Here is a 16212-nt window from a genome sequence, read left to right as displayed (position 1 = left end):
GATTGTTTTTTATAATTCTATTTTCTGGTCACCACGTTTTTCTAGATTTTTAGCAGTTTTACTTTGGGTAACATCCTTTTGGTCTTTAAAGGTGCCCATGAGAAAATCATAGGCTGGGTTTGTAACACCATACCAGTAATTTTCATTTTTGAAGTGATGCCATAAATGAACCTTTTTCATCCAGCGCCCCCACGGTGATATTGGTTGAAGAGGGCGATGGGCGATATAATGCTTCCACTCATAAAATAATAAAAAGAGCATAATACCTGCAATAAATGCGTTTGTCATGACAAAGCTCGATGAAAGAAAATAAAATATTGCTCCTGCAATTGCGATGTTTGGCACACTATACCATAAGGGTAAAAATAATAAATGTAATTCATTCGGATTTGTATGATGGTCATAATGTAGGCGCTTAAGCATTTTTAATAAAAATGCATTCTTTGGTGGCTTTAGATGAAAAATAAACCTGTGAGTAGCGTACTCAGATAAGGAATACATAATCATTCCCAAAATAAAAGCACCCCAAATTCCGATAGAGGTTAAATGTAGAATCATAAATCCAAAGCTAATAAGGAAAAGACAGCTCATGATCAATATATCAGGGTAGGAAAAATACTCTTTAAAATATTTTAGTTTCATTTATCACGCCTCCAGCTTTCTTTATTTTTTTCTATCTTTCCAGAGAGCCAAGCTTTTCTCCAGTGTTGTCTTACACAATCTTTCCGCTTCAATTGCATCTCCCTTTAATGCAGCTTTTAATAAGTCGTGATAATAGTTGAAGGACAACTCACGATGAACTTTTACAGAAAAATATCTTTTCGCCATATCTACATAAATGGAATCGAAGCTATTTAAAATGAGTAGAAAAATCGGATTGGCAGCAAGCCCAGCACACCTTTTTTGCAAATCCCAATCAAATGCTGCATAGCTTTCTGCACTATCTTCAAGCTGCTCAAGATTGGCAAGGAGAGCAACCACTTTAGGTTGATTAAACGTAACAGCATTACGAATATAAGTCGGAGTCAACGAACTTCTAAATTCTAATAAGTACATAATAAATTCATCTGTAATGGTATGATGATTCTCAACAATATTAATAAGTGTCGTTAGATTCCCATTGCTCCAATAATCATTAATAATCGCTGGCATTCCTTTTCTTCCAGTTATCCATCCACTCCTTTCTAAACGTTGAAGCGCCTCCCGAATAGTTGGGCGACCAACACCAAATTCTTTCGCAAGCTCTCTTTCTGGCGGTAAAGTACTTCCTACAGAATAAACACCAGCCAATATGGATCTAATTAATCCATTCTCAATTTTATCTGAGGAGCGTTCCTTTTCTTTCAAGCCATCGTCCCCTTTATTTTATGGTAATACATGTTAAAGAAATTGGTAATACCAAAAATTATATAATGAGTTTGAATTTTCTGTCAATAAAAAAGGAGCGAATTTTTATAAATAGAATTATCGAACAAGCCCGTATACTACTTAGTAGGATGGAAAATGATTGCTTAAATGCGTTGTTAGGATATTTATAAAAGAGAAAAAACCTCATTTAGATATACAACGGAGAACCGTGTCATAAAGTAAATGAGGTTTTTATTCAACCTTATGGAAGTTATTGGTTTTAGCAATTGCATAATTTATCCCGCTATTCGTGGGCAGTAATACTCCCACCTCAAAATTCGGCAAAAGCATTGTCTAGCTTCAGTGGCTAGAATGTTCGGTGGCTTCGCTTCTTCCTACGAGGTAAAAAACACCTCTACGTCAGAAGCTCCATCCCCCTCACATTCTGAACGAGCCACTTCCGCATTTCTTTGTTGTCTAGCTCTAGCGGCTAGAATCTCCGGTCGTTTCACCCCCTCGGACGAGGCAAAAAGCGCCTCTCCGCCCTGTGCGTGGGCGTCCTACGATTCTGAGCGAGCCGCTTCCGCTTTTCTTAAGAAGTTAGGTGGGGGAGATAAACTGCCCGTAAAAGCCCGATTGGTGAGGGCTGATAATCAGTGGGGGATGAAGAAAACCTCCACTGATTAAAGTTTCACTTTATAGGGCGCGATTGCGGAAAAAGGGGTGATACATATTATACATGACTAATATGTATCACCCCTTATTTTTTATGACTTTTTACCATTTAGGTATTGATAAGTTATTAAGCTACATCAGTAAAAGAAAAAGGTATTACTCATACAAGTGATGTTAAGTTATTTGTTAATTTCAAACAATAAACGAGCTCATCGTGATGTCCTTTTTCGATTTCGCCAGTTGCTTGAAACCGAATCAATAGCAAGTATACGAACATATTTGCCCACGTTTGTATATAAAAATGCTTACTATTGATTTAGTCCTGTATAAGAAGGAGCTTCCTTTCATTAAGCCGACTGTCTCTTCGCCTTCTCAAGTAAACTAGCCAAAATATGCGTACGATATGACTCTAGTTTTCTGCCTTCATAAGTACGGATTCCTAATTTTTTTAGTTCGTGTACGTACCAACCTTTGCTACCGAAATGCATATGATCGCTTCCTTCCTTGTTTGGAGTCATTCTGATTGTATTTTTGTGAAATGATGAATTTCCATAGGAAAGTGGTTAACTTATTGGTTAAAGACATATATACTAGAAGTAGCATATATTGAGGTGGACTGAACAGCGTGATTATTGAAAAACACGAAATTCAAATTGATCAGATTACGAGTGGGAAGGTCAATATTATTACGTTTTATCGTAATAAGAAGCAAATTGACCACCAGTTTTTACAATTGCAGGAGCCTTCTCTGACTGCGAATTATTTTTTTCATTTTCATCTAGATGCGGAAAGTCTGCGTCTCTTGCATGAAGAGTTTCCAAGTATTTATCCGTACGATCAGAAAGAAAGTATTCAGCAGTGGACGGATAAAATGAAGGATGAGTTAAAGCGCCTGATTCAAACAGGTATGTGGAATAAGCGCGCTCGATTTGGTAATCGAATTGTAGAAGTTGTGTTTCTGTGGTGTGAAGAAGATATAGTGTGAAAAAGAAGCGGTGTGACGCTTCTTTTTTTAGCGTTGGAATAAGACAAGCTTTCCGCTTGAAGATGTGCAGCGGTGCGTGTGATCATACAATTGTTTGTCTCGTAAAAGTGTTTCGCCTTTTGATTTTGCATCAGCTTCCGTCGTAGCCTCAAATGATTCATCTAGTAATTTGGAACCGTCTTTTTCGAAAACTGTTAGTGTGTATACGCCCATGAAAATTCCCTCCAAAAAATAATCAGAATGTTATAACTATTGTGTCATAAAATGAGCGATTATGCAAAAGAAATATGTGATATAAAGTGTTACAATAAAGTGAAACTTTGCCTACTCGCGTGTCGAATGTGGTCGAGGAATCTTTAAATTGTGTCGAAGCGCCGATAAATGTTGTATTTTCGCCGATATATTAGAAAAAGCGCCGATAAATGATACATTTTTGCCGATATATTGTGAGTCGGCTGACCAAGCAAAGTAGGACGGAGAAAGGACGTTACGTTGTGAAAAAAGTAAAGTTTATTCATGCGGCAGATTTGCATTTGGATAGTCCGTTTAAAGGGATGGAGCTGAATGTGCCGGCTTTTATATGGGAAAGAATGAAGGAAAGTACGTTTCGTTCGTTTGCGCGTATTGTGGATAAAGCGATTCAAGAACAAGTTGATTTTGTTTTACTGGCAGGTGATTTGTATGATGCAGAGACGAGGAGTTTACGAGCGCAGGTGTTTGTTCGTGAGCAAATGAATCGTCTCGCGCAGTATGATATTCCGGTATATGTGATTCACGGTAATCATGATCATTTAGGCGGAAGCTGGGCAGCTATTGAGTTTCCAAGTAATGTACATATTTTCACAGAGCCTTATATAGAAGAAAAATCATTTTATAGAAACGGGGAGCTGCTTGCCTCTATTTACGGATTTAGTTATCAGCAGCAAGCTGTGACGGATAATATGACAGAGCAATATAAAAAGATGACAGATGCGCTGTTTCATATCGGCATGCTTCACGGAAGTGTAGAAGGAGATGCGGAGCATAATCGGTATGCGCCGTTTCAAATTCGTGAACTGAAGGAGAAAGAGTTTGATTACTGGGCACTTGGTCATATACATAAACGTGAAGTGTTATTAGAAGAACCATGCATTGTGTATCCTGGTAATATTCAAGGGCGACACCGAAAAGAAACAGGAGAGAAAGGTGCGTACGTTGTTTCTTTGTCTAAGCAAGGAGCAGAGCTAGCATTTTTCCGAACGAATGATGTTGTTTGGGATGAAATCTCGATTCCTATTGATAAGTTAGAAACGGTTGATGATCTTATTCATGCGTGTAAAGAGAGCATGAACGATGTGCGAAGAGACGAGGAAGGGTTGCTTGTGACGATGACGTTTACAGGAAAAGGTCCGCTTGCTTCTTATTTGCGTGATGAGAGGCGTGTAGAAGAAATTCTTCACATTGTCTCATCTGGCGAGGAACGCAGTAATTTTGTATATGTTGTGAAGTGGAAGAACGAAACTGTTTCGTTTGCGGAAATTGAGAAGTTGAAGAATGAGAACCATTTTATCGGGAATGTGTTGCAAGAGCTTGAATCGTTTTCGGATATGGATGAGGTGCTGCGGACAATTTGGACTTCACCTGTTGCAAGGAACGTACTTCATTCATTTTCTGAGGAAGAAAAGAAAGAGATTCAAAAGGGTGCCGAGAATATTATTTTAGAGCAATTGTTAGAGCAAGAAAGGAGCAAGGGATGAGAGTTGAAAAGCTTCATATTTACGGATATGGAAAATTAGAAAATACCCATCTGAACCTTTCTATGCTTACCGTACTGTACGGAGAAAATGAGGCGGGGAAGTCGACGATTCGTTCATTTATGAAGAGCATCTTATTTGGTTTTCCCACAAGAGGGCAGCGCCGCTATGAGCCGAAAGAAGGCGGGAAGTATGGCGGTGCGATTACGGTTTATACAGAGGAGTACGGGCGATTAAAAATTGAGCGTCTTCCGAAAACGGCGGCCGGAGAAGTGACGGTTTATTTTGCGGATGGAAAAACAGGCGGTGAGGAAATTTTAAAGCAGCTGTTAAAGGGTATGAATGAGCAGTTGTTTGATGCTGTCTTTTCCTTTGACATGCATGGGTTGCAAAACATTCACCATATCGGTGCGGGGGATATTGGCAACTATTTATTTTCAGCAAGTGCAGTTGGCAGCGACGGGTTGCTACGCCTGGAAAAAATGCTGGAGAGAGAAATGGAGCAGCGCTTTAAGCCAAATGGCCGCAAGCCGGAAATTAATGTGGCGCTGCAGGAGTTGAAAAAACTGCAAGATCAGCTCGCAGATTGGCAAGGGAAAATTGCCGCGTATGAAGAGCTTGTTGCAAAGAAGAAAAGCATGGAAGAGCGTCTTTCTATTATTCGCACCGAGCAGCAAGAAGCGGGGAAACGAAAGCAAGATTATGAAGTGTTAGAAGCGTTGCAGCCGCTCTTTTTAGAAAGGCGTACGTGTGAACGGTTTTTAGAACAACATGCAGAGCATGCGTTTCCTGTTGAGGGGTTGCCGCGTTATGAAGGGATAAAAGCACGGCTTGAACCACTTCAAATCCAAGGAGAGGCGCTGCAACAGAAATTAAATGGTGCAAAGTCTGAAATAGAAGCATTGCACGTAAATGAAGAATTGCTTCAGCAAGATATGTACGTAGAGGAGCTTCGTTTGCAGCACATGTCTTATGAAGCAGCGCTGCAAGAAGTACGGGATTTGACGGGGCGCATTTTACATATCGAAGAAGAAATACAAGATTTGCAGCAGCAAATCGGCACTGCATTTGCGCGTGAGGACGTTCTTTCTTTCAATGTGAGCTTAGCGATGAAAGAAACGATTACGCAAATGGTGCAGCAGGCAAAAGAGTTAGAAAAGCGAAAGCAACAGTTAGATGAACGATTTAAAACAGCGCAGGAGCAATTAGAGGAACAGGAAGAAACAGTGAACAAGCTGCAGTCGCAAACATTGCCAGATCGGGAGCGGGAGCACCATTTGCCAAAGGTGCAAAGTGCCGCGTCTCGTCAGAAGCGAAATCGCAATGCACCGCAGATGAATAAAATGGCGATGGTTTTGTTCATTATGGATGTTTTGCTGTTGCTTGTGGGTGTTTTCATGGATAGTCGTAAGTTATTGTTTGCAGGAGTCTTTTTATTAATTGGCCTTGTTGTTTTTTATGTGATGTATAGTAAAGGGTCAGGTGAACAGGAAAGCGATGAAGCGCTTGAACTTAAGTATCGCCTAGAGAAAGACGATGAAGTGCGGAAGTTATTAGAGCGCGAAGAATTTAAGTTAAAGCAAATTGAGCGCGGGTATGACCGTGTTCTTTCTGAATATGATGAGTGGGAACGTGATCTGTTTGGTGTGAATGAACAGGTCAAATTGTATAAAGAGACATACGCATTGCCACATCAGTTTACATACGCTCACATCTTACCGGCGTTTGAACGGATCGAAAAGATGCAGCAATTGTACCGGGAGCTCGCAAAGCAACAAGAACGAAAAGAATTACAGGGAGACATGATTTCTCAATTTGAACATAAACTAATGAAGCTAACGGTTGTTACCGAAAGAAGCGTTGATACACCGTCGTTATTTTTGTATGGGTTAAGTAAAGATGTGCAGAAAGAAAAGGAAAAGCAATTGCAAAAAAAGCAGTTGCTAGAAAAGGCTATGGCGTGGGAAGAAGAGCATGCCGCAGCGCACCAGCAAATGCAACATCTAGTAGAAGAACGTCAGCAGCTTTGGGGCATTGCCGCGGCAACTGATGAAGAGGCGTTTTTAGCGGCGGCAAAGCGAGCGGAGCAGATTGAAGAGAAAAAGCAGCAGCTTGATCGATTAATTCCGCAAATGGATGTGCTAGAAGGACGACTAATGACGTCAGCATTGGAGAGCGGTTATCGTCTAGAAGGATATGAAGAAGAGCGGGAAAAAGAGCAGGAGCAAATAGATGGGCTCGTGCGCGAGGAAAAAGAATTAACGCATACACTTGCCGCTCTGTGCCACGATATCGCGCAGTTAGAAGAAGGCCGGACGTACAGTGATGTTCTTCATGAGTGGGAACTGAAAAAATCGCAAGTGCGTGAACAGGTGAAAAAGTGGGCAGCTTACGCTGCGGCAAAGGCGGTATTAAGTAAAACGAAGAAGTATTATCATGAAGTGCAGCTGCCGCGTATTTTGCAAAAAGCAGAAGAGTATTTTGTCTATTTAACAGGCGGAAACTATGTAAAAGTCTATTCGCCAGATGCAGATGAACCGTTTATTGTAGAGAGAAAAGATGGACTGCGTTTTTATAGCCATGAATTAAGCCAAGCGACAGCGGAGCAGCTCTATTTATCACTGCGATTTGCGCTCGCGCATACGTTTGAAGGGCAGTATCCGTTTATTATTGATGATAGTTTCGTACATTTTGACGTGCTGCGAACAGAGCGAACCGTGCATCTCATGAAGGAGTTAGCGAAAGAACGACAAGTAATTTTCTTTACTTGTCACAAGCATCTTTTATCTTTCTTTGCAGAAGATGAAATGCAACGACTAAAGAAGTAAGGTAGTATAAATTCAAATTGAAAAAACGATATAAACACCCTCTCTCTTTTTCGGTGGGCGAGAGCATTTGGCCATGCATAGAAGCGGTCAGAGCCTTTTCCTGCCCCGGGCAATGCTAAAACAAAAATAAAAAATGAGTGCAGGTCACTTTTTGCCCTGCATGGCAGAGATTTATATGTTGAAAAATCAAAATGTATATGTGCTATACTAACTATATCGATGACGGTGGAGGAAAAGATATGAAAAAGAAAATTGCACAGTACGAAGTTGGTGAACAAGTCGAGTTATTTTTAATGATTAAGTCGGCAACGAAAGGAATCGCAAGTAACGGGAAACCATTCTTAACAGTTATTTTGCAAGATCAAAGCGGAGATATTGAAGCAAAGCTATGGGATGTGTCACCTGAAGTAGAGCAGCAATATGTAGCGGAAACAATTGTGAAAGTAGCGGGAGATATTCAAAATTATAAAGGCCGCATTCAACTTCGCCTCAAGCAAATTCGCGTAGCAAATCCAGGTGAAGTAAACGATATCTCTGATTTTGTGGAAAAAGCACCGCTTAAAAAAGAAGATATGGTTGAGAAAATTACACAATACATATTTGAAATGCGTAACCCGAATATTCAGCGTATTACAAGACATTTGCTGAATAAGTATCAAGGAGAATTTTTAGATTACCCAGCTGCAACGAAAAATCACCATGAGTTTGTCTCAGGACTGGCATACCACGTTGTGTCGATGCTTGACTTAGCAAAAGCAATTGCAGCGCTATATCCGTCTCTTGATAAAGACTTATTGTATGCAGGCGTAATTTTACATGACCTTGGTAAAGTCATTGAATTATCAGGACCAATTTCCACAACGTATACGTTAGAAGGAAACCTACTAGGCCACATTTCTATCATGGTAAACGAAATTGGAAAAGCAGCAGATGAATTGCAAATTGAAGCAGAAGAAATATTAATTCTTCAGCACATTGTCTTATCACATCACGGCAAAGCAGAATGGGGCAGTCCGAAGCCGCCGCTTGTAAGAGAAGCAGAAATTCTTCATTACATTGATAACTTAGATGCGAAGATGAATATGATGGACCGTGCACTAGGTCGCACAAAACCAGGTGAATATACAGAGCGTGTTTTTGCGCTTGATAATCGTTCGTTTTATAAACCGACGTTTCATAATTAAACAAGATGGGAAAAGAGCCTTACTACTTTTTGATGTAGTAAGGCTTTTTGTTTAAAATGAATTCGTAACTACTCAGTTACTTTATGAAAAACCGACAGAAAAGCATTTTTTTAAATGATCGAGAGGGACTGGCAACGCATAGGAGCGGTCAGGGCCTTTTCCTGCCCGGTTTACATGACAGCAGTCTATATGCGGAAAAATGAATTTATAAGTAATAGAGAGACACATTTTCACTAGAATCATACCCTTTTCTAAATTTCTAAAAGGTATAGCTGAGTAGTTACCTGAATTCATTTATTTTAGAGGGAATCCTGACGGAAAAACCCCTCATTAAAATTGTATTTTAATGGTTACATTTTACAAATGAAGGAATAAAGTATATAATCAACAATCATATTAACAATGTTAATATGATTGTTGATTATATTGATTATGTGAGGTGCATATTTTGAAAGGAAGAGATGTTGTTTTAGGATTACTCATGGAAAAAGAATTATCTGGTTATGATATAAAAATTGTTTTTGAAGAAGTATTCACTCATTTTTTCGATGGCAGTTTTGGAATGATTTATCCGACTTTAAGACAGTTAGAAAAAGAAGGGAGAATAAAAAAAGAGGTTGTGATGCAAGAAGGGAAGCCGAATAAAAAAATGTATTTTATAACAGATGAAGGAAGAGAAGAATTTTATCAATATATGAAGACAGATGTAGAGAAGGATGTTCTACGTTCTGACTTTTTAATGCGTATGTATTTTGGGGAATATAGCGATACGAATACGATGGAAAAGTGGATTGAAGAAGAAATTGAAAGAAAAGAAGCATACATTACAGATCTCCGTTTGAAATATGAAAAGTGGAAAGAAGGAATTACATTTGCGGAAGAGATTTCATTAGATCTTGGGATTGCATCTTATACTGCACAAGTTGAAACATTAAAAAATAAATTAGCTCAGCTTACAATGCAAAAAAAAGAAGATGAAAAGTAAAGTTACATATGAGAAAGGGGGGATTGTTATGGAGCAATCAAAAGGAATCAAAATTGTTTTTTTAATGTGTTTAGGTATTTTTCTATGTATGATTGATACGACAATTATGAATATTGCTTTGCCAGCAATACAGGCTGATGTGAACACATCGTTAGAGAAAATGTCTTGGATATTGAATGTATATACGATGTCTATTGCAGTATTATCGATACCACTAGGGCGAATTGCTGATATATTTGGAAAGGCAAAATTATATATTATGGGTTTAATAATTTTCGGAGTGGGTTCAGCGTTATGTGCGTTTGCGAATACGGGAGATTTTCTTGTTTTTTCTCGGTTTATTCAAAGTATAGGGGCTGCTATTTTGTTTCCAATAAGTATGGTAATTGGAGTATCAGCCGTTCCATTGGCAAAAAGGCATATTGCGCTCGGTCTTTTAGGAGTGACACAAGGATTATCAGCAGCTATAGGTCCTGTACTAGGAGGTGTTATTACACAAAATTTAGGGTGGAGATGGGTATTCTTTGTGAATATTCCAATTTGTATTATTGGTATTGTTTTATGTTTCATTATGTTAAAAATAAAAAATGAAGAACAAGTTGTAGCTAAAATTGACTGGACTGGATTAGTACTTTCCAGTGGTGCTATTTTCTTTTCTACACTTGTTTTAGTTAAAGGGAATGCCTGGGGATGGCTGAGTAACTTTTCATGGAGTTGCTATATCATTAGTGCTACTTCTTTTATTTTATTTATTTTAGTTGAAAGAAAAGTTGCATCACCGATGGTAAATTTACAGCTATTTAAAGATCGAACCTTTGTTGGGGCTTCTATCGTAGTTATACTAAGTAATTTATTTCTAATTGGTGTAACTGTTTTACTTCCGACATTCCTTACAAAAATACAACACCGAACAGAAATTGAAGCAGCTCTTTTAGTGACACCTATTTCTGCCATGATATTTTTAGTTTCTCCGTTTGCTTCACTAATTATGAAGAAACTTGGTAAGGTTCTGGTTATATTAATAGGATTCATAGTTATGAGTTTTGCTTATTATTGTTTACAGATGATAGGCGTTGATTCAACTAATCAAGAAATTATCGTTCCGTGTATAATTTTAGGTGTTGGTTACGGTTTAATCATCGGGCCAATCACTATATTAACCGCTTCCTCATTTGAGGGAGAACTATTAACTGCCTCCCAAAGTGTCGTGTCCATGCTAAGACAAATAGGAATTGTATTAGCTGTGGCTATTTTTGTATCAGGTTTGACTCATAATTTATCTATTAATAAAGAAAATGTGTATAGCTATGCAGAAAACAAAGTGCATGATCTTCATGTTGATAAAGCAGAACAAGATCAAATATTAACAGTAACAAAGGGAAAAATACAAAATAAAAACTTAGAATCAAATATAGAAAAGAAACAAGGAACTGATAATGTTGATTTAAGTCAGAAACAAAAGGAAAACATAATTCAAGAGAAAGTAAACAATGCTTTAAATGAAGTTCCGATAGAATACAGAGAAATGAAGCGGGAAGAAATTACAAATCAAGTAACGAAAGCGGTTGAGGGAAAAATAGAAGACGTAAGGAGAGAAGTTGATACATTCTCAGATGATATTAGTCATTACGCCGAAAAAGAGATGGCAGCAAGTTTTACAGACTTATATAAAGCGAGTATACCAATTATATTGCTTTGTAGTTTAGTTGCTTTTATGTTTCGTAATAAGCAATTTGAAGTTGGTAAGAGAAAACAGGTGAATGTATAGCGATATTTTCATTTCAAAATTTAGTAAAGAAGTTAGAGAGTAGCTAATAATCAGTGGAGGTTGAAAATTTTTTCATTGATTGTTAGCTACTTTTATGTTTTCTATAAATGAAAAAGCTACTATAACTACTCAGTCACTCTATGAAAAACCGATAGAAAAGCATTTTTTTTAAGTGGCCTGGGAGGGACTGGCTATGTTGTAGAAGCGGTCAGGGCCTTTTCCTGCCACGCGCAAAGTTTGAAAATAAAGAAAGGCAGCGAGGGCTAGGTCCATTTTTATCTTCATGGAAGCAATTATAGGTAAGTGTATTTTCGCTGGAATTATACTCCTTATCAAACTTCTAAATGAAATGTATGGCTGAGTAGTTACAAGCTGCTATTACTTTTAATGCCTTTATTATTCAACACAAAAAGTGGAAATGATTTGAAATAACCATCATTTCTGTAGTTGTTTTGTTATTCTAACATAAAGTCAGTTTGTAATTTTCGGTATATTACAAAAATATTGAAAATTACATCAATCGATAATAATATAGAAATGTCGACACAAAAAGTCGACAACTTATACATAATAGGGGAGGGACTACGTTGAAAAAGAACAGAAAATTAAAAACTTTTTCAGTGTTGGCAACTGGGGCTATGCTAAGTTCTATGTTTGCTTTCGGTGATCATGCTGCTTATGCAGAATCACCATCAGCGTCATCTAGTTTCATAGATGAGCATTTAATACCGGAGGATCGCTTGGCAAATGCGTTGAAGGAACGCGGGGTTATTGATTCTTCTGCATCACAAGCAGAAACGGCAAAGGCTGTAGAGAAATATATAGAGAAGAAGAAAGGCGAAAATCCTGGAAAGGAAACAACGCCAGAAGACAGCCTTACGCAAGAAGCTACTGACTTTATGAAAAAAGTAAAAGATGAAAAGATGAAAGAGAAAGAGCAGCAGAATCAAAAAGAGAATGGTGCAGGAAATGGACAAGTACCTGGATTAAATTCTGGAAAGCTAAATGGGAAAGTGCCAACTTCTTCAGCGAAGCAAGCACATTATAATGGTTCTGTGCGCAAAGATAAAGTTCTTGTGCTTCTTGTAGAATATAGTGATTTTAAACATAACAATATTGATCAAGAACAAGGATATATGTATTCAAATGATTTTAATCGTGAGCATTATCAAAATATGCTGTTTGGGGATGAGCCGTTTACATTATTCAATGGCACGGACATTAAAACATTTAAGCAATATTATGAAGAGCAATCAGGCGGCAGCTATACAGTTGACGGTACGGTAACAGAATGGTTGACTGTTCCAGGTAAAGCAGCTGATTACGGTTCTGATGCTGGTAGCGGTCATGATAATAAAGGACCTTTAGGGCCACGTGATTTAGTAAAAGACGCGTTAAAAGCAGCAGTGGAAAAGGGAATTAATTTAGCTGATTATGATCAGTTTGATCAATACGATTACAATGGTGACGGCAATAAAAATGAGCCAGATGGAATTATTGATCATTTAATGGTTGTTCACGCTGGTGTTGGTCAAGAAGCTGGCGGTGGAAAGTTGAAAGATAATGCAATTTGGTCTCACCGTTCAAAACTTGGTGCAAAACCTTATGCAATTGATGGCACGAAATCATCTGTACAAAGATGGGATGGAAAGATGGCTGCGTATGATTACACAATTGAGCCTGAAGACGGTGCGGTTGGTGTATTTGCTCATGAATTCGGTCATGATTTAGGTTTACCAGATGAGTACGACACAAAGTATTCAGGACAAGGTGAGCCGGTTGAAGCTTGGTCTATTATGAGCGGCGGCAGCTGGGCTGGAAGAGTTGCTGGAACAGAACCGACAAGTTTCTCTCCGCAAAATAAAGAGTTCTTCCAAAAAAATATGAAGGGTAACTGGGCGAATATTACTGAGGTAGACTATGATAAACTTCGTGGTATCGGGTCGGCAGTGTATTTAGATCAAAGTGTTACGAAGTCAAAACGTCCAGGAATTGTTCGTGTGAACTTACCTGATAAAGAAGTGAAAAACATTGAACCTGGTTTTGGACAGAAGTTTTACTATAGTACAAAAGGAAATGACATCCACACAACATTAGAAACGCCATTATTCGATTTAACAAATGCAACGACTGCAAAATTTGATTACAAAGCATTCTATGAATTAGAAGCAAAATATGATTTCGTTGATGTATATGCGATTGCAGAAGATGGAACGAAAACAAAGCTTGATAGAATGGGTGACAAAGACATCAAGAATGGTGTCGATACAACAAATGATAAGTGGATTGATAAATCTTATGATTTAAGTCAATTCAAAGGCAAGAAAGTAAAACTACAATTTGACTATTTAACAGATATTGCTGTAGCTTACAGAGGATTTGCACTTGATAATGCGGCTTTAACAGTAGATGGTAAAGTTGTGTTATCTGATGATGCAGAGGGGCAATCAAGCTTTACTTTAAAAGGCTTTACTGTTTCTAATGGAATTGACTATAAGAAAAATAACTACTATTTGGAGTGGAGAAACTATTCTGGTTCTGATGAAGCGTTGCAATACGGACGCGGTCCAGTCTACAATACAGGACTTGTTGTATGGTATGCAGACCAAAGCTTTACAGATAACTGGGTTGGTGTACATCCAGGCGAAGGATTCCTTGGGGTAGTAGATTCTCATCCAGAAGCGATTGTAGGAACATTAAATGGTCAGCCGTCTGTGAAAAGTAGTACGCGTTATCAAATTGCAGATGCTGCGTTCTCATTTGATCAAACACCAGCGTGGAAAGTAAATTCACCATCACGCGGAGTATTTGATTATAAAGGATTACCAGGTGTGGCGAAGTTTGATGATTCTAAAGTATACATGAACACGTTAATTCCAGATGCAGGACGAAAAGTTCCGAAGCTTGGACTGAAGTTTGAAGTAGTAGGTCAAGCGGATGATAAGACTGCAGGAGCAGTTTGGATTCATCGTTAAGTTCAGAAGGTAAACTGATGCATAGTTATGTAACTAGAAATAAGAGTAGGTATTTTAACTACTCTTATTTCTTTTGTTTTAGTGCTTACAACTATATAAAATCATCTTTTTTAGGTGGGCGAGAGCATCTGGCCATGCATAGAAGACTGCCACATGCGAAGTTTAAACAAAGGGAGAAAGCGGGTGGAAGCTCCTTTTTTTCTGCATAGCAGCAATCTATATGTCGGAAAATCAAAATGGATTCATATAGAATAAATATAGTAGTCATAAAATCTCTCTTTCTTTCATACAGTGAAACTAACAAAGCTTGTCTGATGAAAGGAAGGAACTCGAATGCAAACTTTACCATGGTGGGTTTATCTCATTATTATTGGAATTGTTGTGAGTGGTTATATGGTCTTATATACGTCTAAAAAAGAGCAAGAAATGGATAATGAGTTTATTGAAAAAGAAGGCGAAGTCTATATGAAACGCCTCGCGGAAGAGCGCGAGCGACGTAATCAAGAAAGCGATAAGGATTCTGTTTTACTTTAATAACTCCGAAAGAGGATGAGTAGCCGATTGGTTACCATCCTTTTTCTGTTGTGATGCTTTATAAGTTATGTTGTGCTATTAAGTCTTGAGATTCTTTTCCCATCTTTATAGTCAAGGCAAGAAACCTCGATCATCAATCCATTAAACATTGTAAAGTAGAAGCCGTAACTATTTCCTCTCACCTTATATGGTTCTTTATCTATTCTTATACCTCCCTCTATTAAGCGATTATATACTTGATCAACTCCACTTGGTTCTTCTACTAAGAAGCCAATATGAAAAGCTTCTGGGTATGTCGCATCTTTTCCATCTTTAAACGCTTTTGGATCGCTTAATACAAGAATAAATCCATCATTATCACTCATTACTACAAGAGCTTTTCCTTTCGCTTCTAAAAATTGAAAATCAAAAAATGTTTCAAAAAAATTTCTCGCTTCTGACAAGTCATTTACGCATAAATTCAAGTGATTCAGCTTCATCTACTCATCTCCTTTAAACGGGGTAGCATCAGGAACATGCGGATTTCTAGTTTATTTCATATAGATTACTACAAGCATCCATAGAGCCAACGCACTAATAATAGCAAGTACTATACGTGTAGATAGTATTCGTACTTCGAAGTCGGTTTTCTTAGATGGTTCTGGGTATGCAATGATGTAAATTCCTTTTAATAGCGAGAGCCATGCAATGATTGTGATAAATCCTTGCCAGTTGAGTGTCCATACATTATGCAGGATAATAGTGCCTAGCCCTAAAAAAATAGATAGAAAGCCATACATAATTCCAGATCCTCTGTCTACGACTACTAATTTTTTTAGCTCACGCAGTACTGATGGGCGTACGAAAAGTATTCCTGATATGATAACAATCACCCATCCCCAAAACAGTCCGAAAAAGGTACTGGTTTCCATTCCTGTCTCACTCCTTTCAATTATATTTATATTTCAAGCATTTCTACCTTTAGAACATTTTCATGTATAAGCGAAAGGATATTGTGAATTTATACATAAGGAGTCTATGGTATGAGTACTTTAAAAGAAGATGGGTATCACGAAACTCGAGCGGGGTTATAAAAAAATGTCGATTTTTTTCATTGCACAAACGAAGTAGAATAGTTCCATAAACATGTAATATATGATAAAATAATAGAAACGTATGTTCTGTATTGCGATTGCATATGTTAAACATTTTAGAAAGA

14 protein-coding genes are annotated in these 16212 nt (G+C 38.0%); 8 read left to right on the top strand and 6 right to left on the bottom strand.

The annotated features are described in order from the left end of the window. Positions 1 to 9: 9 nt before the first annotated feature. The 3 genes from Q9306_RS16195 to Q9306_RS16185 all read right to left on the bottom strand — a co-directional run bounded on the left by Q9306_RS16195 (position 10) and on the right by Q9306_RS16185 (position 2510). A complete protein-coding gene (locus tag Q9306_RS16195; protein WP_306200348.1) occupies positions 10 to 642 on the bottom strand; it encodes a sterol desaturase family protein in 633 nt (210 codons plus the stop codon). A 21-nt stretch (positions 643 to 663) separates the two neighbouring features. Then, the gene (locus Q9306_RS16190) at positions 664 to 1347 is read right to left on the bottom strand and encodes a GntR family transcriptional regulator (protein ID WP_306200345.1); all 684 of its coding nucleotides are present in this window, start codon (positions 1345 to 1347) and stop codon (positions 664 to 666) included. A gap of 1022 nt (positions 1348 to 2369) precedes the next feature. Then, the gene (locus tag Q9306_RS16185; RefSeq protein WP_098916842.1) at positions 2370 to 2510 is read right to left on the bottom strand and encodes a YflJ family protein; all 141 of its coding nucleotides are present in this window, start codon (positions 2508 to 2510) and stop codon (positions 2370 to 2372) included. Between the two features lie 137 nt (positions 2511 to 2647). On the opposite strand from Q9306_RS16185, the gene Q9306_RS16180 reads away from it, so the two are divergent. Further along, on the top strand, positions 2648 to 3007 hold the full coding sequence (locus Q9306_RS16180) for a hypothetical protein (protein WP_306200343.1): 360 nt from the start codon (positions 2648 to 2650) through the stop codon (positions 3005 to 3007). 27 nt (positions 3008 to 3034) lie between these two features. On the opposite strand, the gene Q9306_RS16175 is transcribed toward Q9306_RS16180, so the two are convergent. Further along, the gene (locus Q9306_RS16175) at positions 3035 to 3220 is read right to left on the bottom strand and encodes a YhzD family protein (protein WP_306200341.1); all 186 of its coding nucleotides are present in this window, start codon (positions 3218 to 3220) and stop codon (positions 3035 to 3037) included. A 281-nt stretch (positions 3221 to 3501) separates the two neighbouring features. Here Q9306_RS16175 and Q9306_RS16170 point away from each other — a divergent pair, with 281 nt between their 5' ends. From Q9306_RS16170 to Q9306_RS16140, 7 genes are all read left to right on the top strand, one after another. Beyond that, a complete protein-coding gene (locus Q9306_RS16170; RefSeq protein ID WP_306200339.1) occupies positions 3502 to 4743 on the top strand; it encodes a metallophosphoesterase family protein in 1242 nt (413 codons plus the stop codon). Next, on the top strand, positions 4740 to 7568 hold the full coding sequence (locus tag Q9306_RS16165; protein ID WP_306200337.1) for an ATP-binding protein: 2829 nt from the start codon (positions 4740 to 4742) through the stop codon (positions 7566 to 7568). Before Q9306_RS16170 ends, Q9306_RS16165 begins: the two co-directional genes overlap by 4 nt. A gap of 239 nt (positions 7569 to 7807) precedes the next feature. Next, entirely contained in the window at positions 7808 to 8752 is a 945-nt protein-coding gene (gene yhaM, locus Q9306_RS16160; protein WP_306200335.1) for a 3'-5' exoribonuclease YhaM, read from the top strand. A 448-nt stretch (positions 8753 to 9200) separates the two neighbouring features. Further along, positions 9201 to 9737 carry a PadR family transcriptional regulator gene (locus Q9306_RS16155; protein ID WP_306200334.1) on the top strand — a complete coding sequence of 179 codons (537 nt, stop codon included), beginning with the start codon at positions 9201 to 9203 and terminating at the stop codon, positions 9735 to 9737. Between the two features lie 28 nt (positions 9738 to 9765). Further along, positions 9766 to 11505 carry an MFS transporter gene (locus tag Q9306_RS16150; protein WP_306200332.1) on the top strand — a complete coding sequence of 580 codons (1740 nt, stop codon included), beginning with the start codon at positions 9766 to 9768 and terminating at the stop codon, positions 11503 to 11505. Between the two features lie 587 nt (positions 11506 to 12092). Further along, the gene (locus Q9306_RS16145) at positions 12093 to 14480 is read left to right on the top strand and encodes an immune inhibitor A domain-containing protein (RefSeq protein WP_306200330.1); all 2388 of its coding nucleotides are present in this window, start codon (positions 12093 to 12095) and stop codon (positions 14478 to 14480) included. Between the two features lie 333 nt (positions 14481 to 14813). After that, positions 14814 to 15014, top strand: coding sequence for a sporulation YhaL family protein (locus tag Q9306_RS16140; protein ID WP_306200328.1), 201 nt, complete (start codon positions 14814 to 14816; stop codon positions 15012 to 15014). A 65-nt stretch (positions 15015 to 15079) separates the two neighbouring features. On the opposite strand, the gene Q9306_RS16135 is transcribed toward Q9306_RS16140, so the two are convergent. Next, positions 15080 to 15493: a VOC family protein gene (locus Q9306_RS16135; RefSeq protein WP_306200325.1), complete on the bottom strand. Its 414-nt coding sequence runs from the start codon at positions 15491 to 15493 to the stop codon at positions 15080 to 15082. A gap of 51 nt (positions 15494 to 15544) precedes the next feature. After that, a complete protein-coding gene (locus Q9306_RS16130) occupies positions 15545 to 15925 on the bottom strand; it encodes a hypothetical protein (protein WP_306200323.1) in 381 nt (126 codons plus the stop codon). Between the last annotated feature and the right edge of the window lie 287 nt (positions 15926 to 16212).

Source organism: Bacillus multifaciens (assembly GCF_030756675.1).
GTDB lineage: Bacteria > Bacillota > Bacilli > Bacillales > Bacillaceae_G > Bacillus_A > Bacillus_A multifaciens.
This window is presented reverse-complemented; position numbering and strand designations above follow the sequence as displayed.